The organism is Mesorhizobium sp. M0140, assembly GCF_040322475.1.
Lineage (GTDB): Bacteria > Pseudomonadota > Alphaproteobacteria > Rhizobiales > Rhizobiaceae > Mesorhizobium.
Map to the genome: position 1 here is coordinate 1 of NZ_JAMYTM010000030.1, position 12,401 is coordinate 12,401.

The window sequence follows — 12,401 nt, forward strand, 5'->3', positions numbered from 1 at the left end:
CCGGTCACCTCTTCGGCATGCACCACGGTCATGCCGGACTCGTAGGTGAACTCCCACAGATATTCGGCGGAGCCGCGGATGCCGATCTGGATGGTGCGCGTCGGATCGAGCACGCCGTCGAGCACCGCGTTGCGGAACGGTCCACCATGGTGGAACTTGGTCATGTCGAACAGGCCACTGGTGTCGCAATGGGCGTCGATATGGATCAGGCCGACCGGAGCTTTCTTGCCGACGGCCTTCAGGATCGGATGGCTGATCGAATGGTCGCCGCCGATCGACAGCGGAATGACCCCGGCGTCGACGATCTGGTTGGTGCGGCGCTCGATATCCTCATGGCTGATCTCCAGCCGGTAGCGGCTGCGGAACGGCGTGTCGCCGATGTCGGCGACACGAAGTTCATGAGTCGGGGCGCATTCCAGCACGTGATTGTAGGGGCCGATGCGCTCGATGGCGCGCAGCGCCCTTGGCCCAAAGCGCGAGCCTGGCCGGTTGGTGACGCCGAGATCCATCGGCACGCCGATCATCGCCACCTGCAAATCGCCGAAATCCGGATTGTCGGCCGATATTTCGCGGTAGGGCGCGGCGAGGAAGGTCGGGATGCCGGAATAGGGCGCCAGCCTTGTACCGCTCTTGGAAAAGATCTTGTCGGCGACCTTGCGGAACTTCGGGTCGAACATTTCGCCGCCATGGCTCTCGCCATATTTGCGACGCAGCGCGTCGAGCTTGCCGCGATCGTATCCCATGTCCGCTCCTCCTGCCGGGCTGATGCAGTGCCACCGTTGGGGATACCCGGCGGACCGACCGTCTTCCGGCCGGGTCGCCGTCCCGCTGGCTGCCTGCAGATTTTACGTCTTGAAGCTGTTCCGGGCTCAAGTGTCTGGCAGCGGCATTGAAAAATCAATTGATATTGTTAAGGTGTTTTCTGTGAGAAAATCTCACAATCAACCCTGAGCACGATCTCATCCGAAAACCGGCCTCCACTTTTCGGGATCGTGCTTCGATGGATGCCCATGGCCAAACGCCTGCCGCCCCTCAATCCGCTGCGCGCCTTCGAGGCAACGGCCCGGCATGGCTCGCTGACCAAGGCGGCGAGTGAGCTGAACGTCACGCATGGCGCCATCAGCCACCAGATCAAGGCGCTCGAGCAGTCGCTCGGCGTCAAGCTGTTCGAGCGGGTCGGCCAGCGGGTCAAACCGACACCGCATGGCGCTGAACTGCTGCCGGCGGTATCGGCCGCCTTCGACAGCATCGCTGCCGCCACGCAGCGCATGACAAGGCCGGCGAGCAGCGGCACACTTTCAGTCTCCTGCGTGCCGGCGCTGCTGTTGCTGTGGATGACACCGCGGCTCGGCAGTTTCATGGCGCAATATCCCGACATAAGGCTGACGCTTATCCCCTCGAACGACCCCAGGGATCTGCGGGCGCCCAACATCGATGTCTGCGTGCACTATGGCGACGGCAGCTGGACCGATTGCTGGATGCGCAAATGGTCGGGCCTCGAACTGTTCCCCGTGGTCAGCCCTACCTTGATCAACAACCGCCCGATCCGCAGCGTCAGGGATCTCGCTGACCATGTCTTCCTGCATGGCGACGACGGCCGCGAATGGCACACCTGGCTGGCGGCGGCCGATGCGCTGGACCTGGAGCGGGGTCGCCGCCATCACCTCGGCGATGCGCGCATGGCGACCGAGGCGGCGGTGCACGGCCATGGCGTGGCGCTGGGCGACTCGGTGACGGCAAGCGCGCTGCTGGCCAGGGGCATGCTGGTCGCGCCGTTCAGCCTGTCGGTGCCGGCGGTCGACGATTTCTATGTCGTCTGCCGCAACGAGATGCGGGCGACACCGATCGTGCAGGTGTTCATCGACTGGCTGTTCGCCGAGAAGGCCGGGGATGACGGGCGCGCCGACGCCCCGGTTGCCGGTCGCATCGCCAGCCGCCGCAAGCGTCCGGCGCTCAGGGTGATGGGCGGCAAATCCGCAAGCTGATGCCAGGCTGCGCGCCGCCGCATGCAGGCAGCTCTTTTTGTCGGGCCAGCCTGAAAGCGGGCAGCGTTCCGGCCGATTCGATGCTATGAGGCCTGTCGCGATTGTGGATGGCAGGCAGCGAAGGCGGTGTTGAAACATGGCTAAGACCGATATTGCGCGGCGCGTCTACAATCACACCTGGAAGCTCGATCCGATCGTGCGTAGTCTGCTCGACACGGATTTCTACAAGCTTTTGATGCTGCAGATGATCTGGGGCATGTATCCCAAGGTCGACACCACCTTCTCGCTGATCAACCGCTCGACCTCGGTGCGCCTTGCCGACGAGATCGACGAGGGCGAACTGCGCGAACAGCTCGACCATGCCCGCACCTTGCGCTTCTCCAAGAAGGAGATGATCTGGCTCGGCGGTAACAATTTCTACGGCCGCAAGCAGATCTTCGAACCGGAGTTCCTCGCCTGGCTGGAAGGGTTCCGGCTGCCCGAATATGAGCTGTCGAAGCGCGACGGGCAGTATGAGCTGACCTTCAGCGGGCCGTGGATGTACACCACGCTGTGGGAAATCCCGGCGCTCGCCATCATCAATGAACTCCGATCTCGCGCGGCGATGCGGGCGTTCGGGCCTTTCGCGCTCGACGTGCTCTATGCCCGCGCCAAGTCCAAGATGTGGGCCAAGACCGAGCGGCTGAAGGCGCTGCCCGGCATCCGCATCTCGGACTTCGGCACGCGCCGGCGCCATTCCTTCCTGTGGCAGCGCTGGTGCGTCGAGGCGCTGAAGGAAGGCATCGGCGAGGCGTTCACCGGCACTTCCAACGTGCTGCTGGCCATGGACAACGACCTCGAAGCGCTCGGCACCAATGCACATGAGCTGCCTATGGTGTTCGCCGCGCTTGCCGACTCGGAAAAAGAACTGAGACAGTCGCCCTACAAGGTGCTGCAGGACTGGCAGCGCTACTATGGCGGCAATCTGCTGATCGTGCTGCCCGACGCCTTCGGCACCGCCTCATTCCTGCGCGACGCGCCGGACTGGGTGGCCGACTGGACGGGCTTTCGCCCCGACAGCGCGCCGCCGATCGAAGGCGGCGAAAAAATCCTGTCCTGGTGGCGCGACAAGGGCAAGGATCCCAAGCAGAAGCTGTTGATCTTCTCGGACGGGCTCGAGGTCGAGACGATCGAGGAGACCTATCGCCACTTCAAGGGCAAGGTGCGTATGTCCTTCGGCTGGGGCACCAATCTGACCAATGATTTCGAAGGCTGCGCGCCGACGGAAACCAACAGCCTCGACGCCATATCGCTGGTTTGCAAGGTCACCGAGGCCAATGGCAGGCCAGCGGTCAAGCTTTCCGACAATCCGGCCAAGGCGACCGGCGATGTGAAAGAGATCGAGCGGTATCTCAGGATCTTTGGCGAGAAGGACCGCGTGGAGCAATTGGTCAAGGTGTGAGGGGTGATGGGGCTCCTGGCATCGCCTGCAAAGATGGAATCTCGGATAGCTTGAGTTCCCGCACACCCCCCTCTGTCCTGCCGGACATCTCCCCCGCAAGGGGGGAGATTGGCCGCTTCGACCAGTCCGCCTTTTTCTCCGAAGTTGAAGATTGGCGAAAGCCTGAGCGACATCCGATCTCCCCCTTTGCGGGGGAGATGGCCGGCAGGGCAGAGGGGGGTGTGAAGGATCGTGGCGGCGAAGGTTATCGCCTCTTGATCACAAGCTTCATCTGCTTATTCGTATCCCTCCCCACCCCCGCCTCCGCGCACGCCTCCGACCGTGGCCACGTCCTGCTCCTGCCGACCGGCTACTATCTGGTCGGCGGCGCCTTCGGCGTGGCCATCAGCTTCCTCGTGCTGGCGCTGCTGCCTGCGGATTTGCTCGACCGTTTCTGGCGCCGGCGCCTGCCGTTGTTTGCCCTCAGAGACGCCACCCGCGCCGCCATCAGCCTGCTATCCTTCGCCGGCTTTGCAATTCTCATCGCCGCCGGCCTTTTCGGCAGCCGCGACCCGCTTTCCAACCCGCTGCCCCTGGTGATCTGGACCTTGCTCTGGGCTGGCCTCACGCTGTTGCAAGGCCTCTTCGGCGATCTCTGGTCATGGCTGAACCCCTGGTATGGACCATGGCGTCTCACCTCGCGCCTGTTCGGGACCGGGGATCACGGAGCATGGCGCCTGCCCCGATGGGTCGGCTGCTGGCCGGCTGCCATCCTGTTCTTCGCCTTCGCCTGGTTCGAACTCATCGATCCGGCGCCCGACGATCCGGCACGGCTGGCTTTTGCCGCCGGCCTATATTGGCTGTTCTCTTTCCTCGCCATGCTGGCGTTCGGCTATCGCGGCTGGAGCCGCAGCGGTGAATTCCTGACGGTCTTCTTCTCGATGGTGGCGCGCTTTGCCATGGTCGAACGCAGCCAAGATGGCCGGCTTGGCCTGTGCTGGCCCGGCGCCAAGCTGCTGGCCGCGGAGCCCTTGCCGGCCAGCGGCATAGCTTTCCTGCTACTAGCCCTGTCGTCGGTATCCTTCGACGGCCTGTCGAAGACCTTCTTCTGGCTCGGCCTGTTCGGTATCAACCCACTCGAATTTCCCGGCCGCACCGCGCTGATCGGCAGCGGCACTTTCGGGCTGATCCTGACATTCGCGCTGCTGGCCGCGGTGTTCCTGCTTGCCGTCCGGCTCGGCCAGCGTCTTGCCGGCAGCGATCACACTCTCGGCCAGGCCGCAGGCCTGCTGGTGTGGTCGATCGTGCCGATCGCGCTCGCCTATCACGTTGCGCATTATCTGACGGCGCTGCTCGTCGACGGCCAATATGCGCTCGCGGCACTTTCCGATCCGTTCGCGATGGGCTGGAACCTGTTCGACACCGCCGACATGCAGATCGAGACCGGCATCGTTGCGGGGGCGGACTCTGCGTGGTGGCTGTGGAATATCCAGGCCGGCGCCATCATCCTGGGCCATGTGCTCGCCGTCCTCGTCGCTCACGGCTTCGCCTGGCGCCTGCACCCACAGCCCTCCCGCGCGGCACTCAGCCAGCTCCCGCTCACCTTGCTGATGATCGCCTACACCGTCTTCGGCCTCTGGTTGCTTGCCACGCCGACCACAGGGTGAGAAAAGGCGACCAACATACCTTCGGGGAAAGCCCGCTTGCCACGTCGGGGCTTTGGTGATTTAGTTTGTATACATGCGATTTTTTGCCTCGTTACAGCCAGTCAAAACTCAAGAACAGGGGAACTGCCGTGACTGACAAGAATGGGTTTTTCGATCTCTCCAGATCCACGCTCACCCGCCGCACGGCGCTGAAGGGTCTGGCCGCGGGCGCCGGCCTCGGCCTGGCCCCCGGCTTCGTCCGCTATTCCCAGGCGCAGAGCTCGGCGCCGATCAAGATCGGCTTCCAGTCGCACCGCACCGGCATCGGCGCTGCCTACGGCCGCTGGTACGAGAAGACCACGGCTGCCGCGGTCAAGGCGATCAATGCCGCCGGCGGCATCAACGGCCGCCAGGTCGAGGTGATCATCGAGGACGACGGCACCGATCCCGGCCGTGGCGCCGAGGTGGTCGGCAAGTTCGCCACTCAGCACAAGACCGACATCGTCTTCGGCACGCTGTTCTCGCATGTCGTCATCGGCTCGGCGCCCGCCGCCGGCGAAAACAAGATGCCCTATTTCGTCGTCAGCGAAGGCCATCACGTCGCCTCGACAAAGCTGAACCGCTATGTCTTCCAGCCCGGCATCACCGACGTGAAGAGCCAGATCCAGTCGATGGCGCCGTGGATCGCGGCCAATGCCGGCAAGAAGGTGACGCAGATCTTCCCCGATTTCGCCTTCGGCTACGACCATCGCGACTACCTGCCGCCGGCACTGAAGGCGCAAGGCGCCGAGGTCATCGCGCAGATAGCCATCCCGCCGACGGAATCGTCCTTCACCAAATACTTCCCGCAGATCCCGGCCGAGACCGAGGTGATCTACCACGTCATGGTCGGCCCGGCCGTGCTCACCTTCGTCAAGGAGCTCGGCGAGTTCTACGGCTCCAACCGGCCGCAACTGTTCGGCTTCATCGATTCGCTCGAGGCCACCGACATCAACAGCCCCGGCCTCGAATTCCTCGACGGCAGCCATTTCTGGGAAGGCTCGCCGCGCTATGCCCAGGCCGATGATTCCGAAGCGCAGAAGGCCTATCGCGCTGCTGTCGGCATCGACGACAATGGCGCCGCCGTCGGAGACCCCAAGGACGTCTCCACTGCCGCGCACATGTTCGGCTGCTGGGAGACGCTCTACGTCGTCAAGAAGGCGATGGAAGATGCCGGCTACAAGGGACCGGAAGACCGCGCCAAGCTGGTCGAGGCGACCGAAGCCCTGACCGAATTCGCCGAAGGTGCCGAGCATCCGCAGGGGCCGAAAACCTTCAACGGCAAGATCCACCAGTGCTTTGGCATCCAGAACATCTCCAAGGTCGAGGGCGGCAAGCTCAAGGTCGTGCACAAGACCAAGATCGAGGACGGGCTTTACGAGGCCGAGGGGGATTATACGACGCAGGCGCTGTGAGGCTTAGCTTCAGCAGCGTGAGCGCCAAGGCACCCCCCTCTGTCCTGCCGGACATCTCCCCCGCATGGGGGGAGATCGGCAGTTCGTGCGGCGGCGCCCATCTGCGAGCGTTGATGGTTGGCGAAACCAGTGAGGACATCCAATCTCCCCCCTTGCGGGGGAGATGTCCGGCAGGACAGAGGGGGGTGCCTCGCGCATCCGCCGGTGCGTAGCCGATGCACTTCGGTCCCCACCTTCTCCTCGCCGCCCTCGAAGGCCTCGTCACATCCGCGGTGCTGGCGCTGACCGCGCTCGGGCTGTCCCTGGTGTTCGGCGTCATGCGGGTGGTCAATGTCGCGCATGGCGAGTTCTTCATGCTGGGCGCGGTGCTCGCCTGGGCGATCACCACGGCCATCGGCGGTCACCCTGTGCTCGGCTTCCTGGCGGCGCTGGTGATTGCGCCGCTGATCGTCGGCGCCATTGCGCTGGTCGCCGAACGGCTGGTGCTGCGCCGGCTCAATTACAATCCGGAAGCCACCATCGTCGCCACCATCGGCATGCTCTACATCATCCAGCAATTGGCGCTGACTTTTTACGGCCCGGAGGCGCGGCCGGTGGAGCCGCCGTTCAGCTACCGCATCCTTTTGCCTTGGTTCGGTTACTCCGGCTACAAACTGTCTGTTATCGCCGCTTCCGCGCTGCTGCTCACCGCGACATGGCTGGTGCTGACGCGCACCAGGATCGGCCTCGTCATGCGCGCCACGCAGTATGACAGCGAGACGGCGCAAGCCTTCGGCATCCCTGTCGGCCGTGTCTATGGCTGCGTCTTCGCGCTCGGCGCCATGCTGGCGGCCATTGCCGCGGTGCTGATCGTGCCGATCAGCCAGGCGCATTATCTGATGGGACAGGATCCGCTGCTGCTCTCCTTCATCGTCGTCATCATCGGCGGCCTCGGCTCGCTGCGCGGCACGGTCGTCGCCGCCGTGCTGATCGGCCTCTCCGACGGCATCATCTCGATGTTCTTCTCGCCGACTTTGGCCAAGATCATCGCAACGCTGCTGGTCGCCATGGTGCTGGTGTTCCGCCCGCAAGGCCTGTTCGGGACGGCATCGCGATGAGCGAAGCTTCGCCGGCAAAAGCCTATGCCTTGCATCTCGGCGTCATCGCGCTGCTCTTCGTGCTGAGCTTCCTTTTGCCGGAGTATTATCACGGCCTGCTCGCCCGCATCATGGTGCTGGCGGTGTTCGCCATGGGCTACAACATGCTGTTCGGCTATGTCGGCCTGCTCAGCCTTGGCCATGCCATGTTCTTCTCCGCCGGTCTCTATGGCGCCGGCCTTGCCGTCATCCAGCTTGGCTGGGGCGTACCAGCGGCATTTGCCGCTGGGATTGCCTGCGGTGCGCTCCTGGCGCTGGTGATCGGCCTGCTGGCGCTGCGCACCACGGGTGTCGCCTTCATGATCGTCACCATGATGTTCGCCCAGGTTTTTTATCTCCTCATTCTTTATTTCGCGACGTGGACTGGCGGCGACCAGGGCATGGTCGTCCCGCAGCCGGCGCGGGTGCTTAGCTTCGGCACGACATCGCTCGAGCTCACCAATCCAACGGTGCGCTACTTGACAGCGCTCGGGCTGTTTTCGATCGTCCTTCTCGTCAAGTTGGCCATGGTCCGCTCCCGCTATGGCCGCGTGCTGGTCGCCATCCGCGAGAACGAGGAGCGGACGAAGATGCTGGGATACGACACTTTCTCCAACAAGCTCGCCGCCGTCGTCATCTCCGGCATCATCTGCGCGGCCTCGGGCGCCGCCTATGCACTGCTGTTCGGCTATGTCGGATCGAGCTTCGCTTCGGTGCAGTATTCGATCCTGCCGCTGCTGTGGGTGCTGCTGGGGGGTGCTGCCACGACGCTTGGGCCGCTGATCGGCACGCTGTTCATGTACTATGTCATCGACATCACCAGCGGCTACACCTCCGCCTATCTGCTGATCGTCGGCATCGCGCTCATCCTTTTGGTGCTGTTTTTCCCAAAGGGCATTCTGGGCAGCATCCGCCAGCGCTGGCTCGGGTGGCTGCCATGATGCCGCTTTTGACCACCAAGGGCCTGTCGCGCAACTTTGGCGGCTTGCGCGCCGTCGACAATGTCGATTTCGCGCTGATGCCGGGCGAAATCCGCGCCGTCATCGGCCCCAACGGGGCGGGGAAAACCACCTTCGTCAGCCTGGTCAGCGGCCGCATCCAGCCGTCTGCCGGCATGATCGTCTTCGATGGCGCCGACATCACCAATCTGCCTGCCTATGTCAGGGTGCGCAGAGGCATCGCCTACACCTTCCAGCTCACCAGCGTCTATGCCAACCTGTCCGTTTACGCCAACGTCGCGCTGCCCGCGCAACTGACGCTGCGGCATGGCAGCCATTCCAAGAGCGCGATACAGGCCGCTGTCATGTCAGCACTCGAACGCACCGGCCTGGCCGATCGTGCCCACATGCCGGCCGGCCAATTGTCCTACGGCCATCAGCGCCTGCTGGAAGTGGCGATGGGCCTGGCGCTGAAGCCGCGCCTGCTGATCCTCGACGAACCGACGCAAGGCCTGGCCGACTCTGAGATCGACAATTTCATCACGTTGGTGCGCGAGATCGCCAAAAACGCCACCGTGCTTCTGATCGAGCACAACATGCCCGTGGTCATGCAACTGGCCGACCGCATCACCGTCTTCAACGCCGGCAGGATCCTCGCCGAAGGCACGCCCGAAGCAATCCGCGACAACGTGGCGGTGCAGGAAGCCTATCTGGGGACCGCCCCATGACCGAGACAGACAAGGCCGAGGCGACGTCTCAAGCACTCACCATCTCGGGGCTCGACTGCTTCTATGGCGAGGTCCAGGTGCTCTATGGCCTCGACCTGATGCTGAACAAGGGCGAGGTGCTGTGCCTGTTCGGCCGCAACGGCGCCGGCAAGACGACGACGCTCAAAGCCATCATGGGGCTGGTTCCCTCGAGCGCCGGCTCGATCAGGCTCGACGGTCAGGAATTGACTCGGCTACCGGCACATGAAGTGCCCAAGGCCGGCGTCGCCTATGTGCCGCAGGGAAGGCGGCTGTTCGCCGAGATGACGGTGGCGGAAAACATCGAGATCGGCCTGATGGCGCGCGGCAAGGGCAAGGCGACGCGTGAAAATGTGCTCGGCCTCTTTCCGCTGTTGCGCCAGCGGCTGAGGCAGCGCTCCGGTACGCTGTCCGGCGGCGAGCAGCAGATGCTGGCGATGGCGCGCGCGCTCTGTCTCGAACCGCAGGTGCTGCTGCTCGACGAGCCTACCGAAGGGCTGATGCCGTCGATGATCGCCAAGATCCGCGAGACGGTGTCGAAGCTGCGCGACATGGGCGTTTCGACCATCCTGGTCGAACAGCGTGTCGATGCGGTGCTCTCTGTCGCCGACCATGTTGCCTTCATCGAAAACGGCCGCAATCGCGAGACGGTCGATGTCGAGGAATTGCGTGCCGACCCGTCGGCGGTGCGCCGTTATGTCGGCGTGGGCTGATCAGCCGAAGAACAGAAAACCCGCACCCAAAAATGTCGGGATCAGCACCAGGCCCGACCATGCCATATAGCCGAAAAAGCCCGGCATCTTGACGCCGCGATGCCTGGCGATGGCATAGACCATGAAGTTCGGCGCATTGCCGATATAGGTGTTGGCGCCCATGAACACCGCGCCTGCGGAGATCGCCGCCAAAGTCGAGGCGAATTCCGTCATCAGGTGCCGGGGGTCGCCGCCGGCAAGCTCGAAAAACACCAGATAGGTCGGCGCATTGTCGAGGAAGGATGACAGCGCCCCGGTCAGCCAGAAATAGGCGAGGTCATTGGGCCCTCCCGAGGGCGAAGTGACGAGGGCGACCAACGGCGCCAGCGCGCCCTCATGGCCGGCCCTCAGGATAGCGACGACCGGCACGATGCAGATGAAGATGCCGGCAAACAATTTGGCCACCTCTGATATCGGACCCCAGTTGAAGCCGTTGGCTTCGCGGTATTCCTTGCGCGAAATGGCAAGTGAAACGAGGGCAAGCGCCAGGATGAGAGCGTCGCGCACCAGATTCTGCAGTTCCAGGCTGACCCCGAACACGGAGAAGCTGACGCCCGGCTTCCAGGCCGCCGACAGCAGGATGGCGCCGATCACGTCCGCCAGCAGCGGAAGGTTGGCCAGGCCGCGCAGACGCACCTTGGTATCCGGTGTCGGATCCTTGATCTTCGGCGCGCCAGCCTCGCGCCGGTGCAGGATGATGTCGATGCCCAGGAAGACGGCCAGCACGACGCCGCCGACGAACAGCGTTTCGCGCCAGAGGTTGGCGGTCGTCCAGAAGAAATCGACGCCTCTGAGGAAACCGACGAACAAAGGCGGGTCACCCAAAGGTGTCAGCGAGCCGCCGATGTTGGAGACGAGGAAGATGAAGAAGATGACAACATGGGCGTTGAACGGCCTGTTATCATTGGCGCGGATGATCGGCCGGATCAGGATCATCGAGGCACCGGTCGTGCCGATCACCGAGGCCAGCAGCGCGCCGACCAGCAGCAGGCCGGCATTCACCAGCGGCGTGCCGTGAATGTTGCCGGCAATGAGAATGCCGCCCGAAATGGTGAACAGCGCAAACAGCAGGATGATGAACGACATGTATTCGGTGAGCAACGCATGCAGCACCGCTTCGGTCGCTGTGGGGACACCGAAGGCAACCGCCAGCGGCAGGACCACCAGAGCGCCCCAAAGGGCCGCGATCTTGCCGTAGTGATGCTCCCAGACATGAGGAAACAGCAGCGGACCGGTGGCGATCGACAACAGCAGCCCGGCAAAGGGCAGCGTCCACCACAGCGACATCGAAGCGCCGGGCAGGCCGTGGTCTTCGGCGGCAAAAGCTGTTCCAGGAAACAGTATTGCGAAAACTGTTACAGCGCATGGGATCGCGTACGAGAAAGGCCCCCTCATCCGGCCGCTACGCGGCCACCTTCTCCCCGCTGGGGAGAAGAGACGAGCTTCGGCGCCGGCAGCCTTCTCTCCGCTCGGGGAGAGGTCGGATTGCCCCGAATTGCCCTTCGCAATTCGGCTGGCAATCCGGGTGAGGGGGTGCTTGCCCAACGGCCGTTCAATCCGACAAAGGGTCTTCGAGCGTCACGCCGGCGTCGCGCATGCGCTGCAGCATGGCATTGAGCGAACCGTTGAGATCGATGCCGCGGCAGGCATCGAGCCGCACTGTGGTTTTGAAGCCCTGGCTAACGGCGTCCAGCGCCGAAAAGCCGACGCAGAAATCGGTCGCCAGCCCGACCAGGGTCAGCGTGTCGATGCCGCGCTCCCGGAGGTAGCCGGCAAGGCCGGTCTGTGTCGTGCGATCGTTTTCGAAGAAGGCCGAGTAGCTGTCGATATCAGGCCGGAATCCCTTGCGGATGACGAGTTCGGCCTTGGTCCAGGCGAGGCCGGAATGGAAATCGGAGCCCAAGCTGCCCTGGATGCAGTGGTCCGGCCACAGCGTCTGCTGGCCGTACGGCATCTCGATCATGGTGAAGGGATGCGCGCCCGGATGGCTCGAAGCAAAGCTGGAGTGACCGGCGGGATGCCAGTCCTGCGTCAGCACGACATGGTCGGTTCGCCGGATCAGGTCGTTGACCAGCGGCACGATCTCATCGCCGCCAGCAATCGCCAGCGCGCCGCCCGGACAAAAATCGTTCTGCAGGTCGATGACGACAAGCGCTTCGTCGGCCATGGGCTTTCCTCTTCCGTATGCAGGCTCCAGTGGAAAATGCCGCTGACGCGACCGGACGCAGAAACTTGACCAGATGGCCGGCGGCGTCAACCTCTCGCGACATAACAAATGCGTGCCGGCCGGGTCGCTGCAAACTCCGGCTTTGACAAATCCTGCGGGCTTGATATCATTTGCATAC

The 12,401-nt window shown here is 63.6% G+C and carries 11 protein-coding genes; 8 read left to right on the forward strand and 3 right to left on the reverse strand.

Going from position 1 to position 12,401, the window contains the following annotated elements:
* The coding region (locus tag NKJ37_RS25075; protein ID WP_352775412.1) for an arginase family protein at positions 1-743 on the reverse strand (743 nt) is incomplete at its 3' end.
* A 267-nt stretch (positions 744-1,010) separates the two neighbouring features.
* Here NKJ37_RS25075 and gcvA point away from each other — a divergent pair.
* The 8 genes from gcvA (at position 1,011) to NKJ37_RS25115 (ending at position 10,017) form a co-directional block, all read left to right on the forward strand.
* Positions 1,011-1,985 carry a transcriptional regulator GcvA gene (gene gcvA / locus NKJ37_RS25080; RefSeq protein WP_352751915.1) on the forward strand — a complete coding sequence of 325 codons (975 nt, stop codon included), beginning with the start codon at positions 1,011-1,013 and terminating at the stop codon, positions 1,983-1,985.
* Positions 1,986-2,121: 136 nt separating this feature from the next.
* Entirely contained in the window at positions 2,122-3,426 is a 1,305-nt protein-coding gene (gene pncB, locus NKJ37_RS25085) for a nicotinate phosphoribosyltransferase (RefSeq protein ID WP_128304209.1), read from the forward strand.
* Between the two features lie 197 nt (positions 3,427-3,623).
* Positions 3,624-5,072: a hypothetical protein gene (locus NKJ37_RS25090; RefSeq protein WP_352751918.1), complete on the forward strand. Its 1,449-nt coding sequence runs from the start codon at positions 3,624-3,626 to the stop codon at positions 5,070-5,072.
* A gap of 128 nt (positions 5,073-5,200) precedes the next feature.
* Positions 5,201-6,505, forward strand: a complete 1,305-nt coding sequence (locus tag NKJ37_RS25095; protein WP_128304207.1) for an ABC transporter substrate-binding protein — start codon at positions 5,201-5,203, stop codon at positions 6,503-6,505.
* A 215-nt stretch (positions 6,506-6,720) separates the two neighbouring features.
* Positions 6,721-7,602: a branched-chain amino acid ABC transporter permease gene (locus NKJ37_RS25100; RefSeq protein ID WP_352720833.1), complete on the forward strand. Its 882-nt coding sequence runs from the start codon at positions 6,721-6,723 to the stop codon at positions 7,600-7,602.
* Entirely contained in the window at positions 7,599-8,561 is a 963-nt protein-coding gene (locus NKJ37_RS25105; protein WP_352440576.1) for a branched-chain amino acid ABC transporter permease, read from the forward strand. The genes NKJ37_RS25100 and NKJ37_RS25105 overlap by 4 nt, the downstream gene beginning before the upstream one ends.
* On the forward strand, positions 8,558-9,286 hold the full coding sequence (locus NKJ37_RS25110; protein ID WP_352775415.1) for an ABC transporter ATP-binding protein: 729 nt from the start codon (positions 8,558-8,560) through the stop codon (positions 9,284-9,286). Before NKJ37_RS25105 ends, NKJ37_RS25110 begins: the two co-directional genes overlap by 4 nt.
* Positions 9,283-10,017 (forward strand): ABC transporter ATP-binding protein, encoded by a 735-nt coding sequence (locus NKJ37_RS25115; RefSeq protein WP_352775418.1) that lies wholly within the window; start codon positions 9,283-9,285, stop codon positions 10,015-10,017. The genes NKJ37_RS25110 and NKJ37_RS25115 overlap by 4 nt, the downstream gene beginning before the upstream one ends.
* On the opposite strand, the gene NKJ37_RS25120 is transcribed toward NKJ37_RS25115, so the two are convergent.
* A complete protein-coding gene (locus tag NKJ37_RS25120) occupies positions 10,018-11,451 on the reverse strand; it encodes a sodium:proton antiporter (RefSeq protein ID WP_352775421.1) in 1,434 nt (477 codons plus the stop codon).
* Positions 11,452-11,608: 157 nt separating this feature from the next.
* Positions 11,609-12,223, reverse strand: a complete 615-nt coding sequence (pncA, locus tag NKJ37_RS25125; protein WP_352775423.1) for a bifunctional nicotinamidase/pyrazinamidase — start codon at positions 12,221-12,223, stop codon at positions 11,609-11,611.
* Between the last annotated feature and the right edge of the window lie 178 nt (positions 12,224-12,401).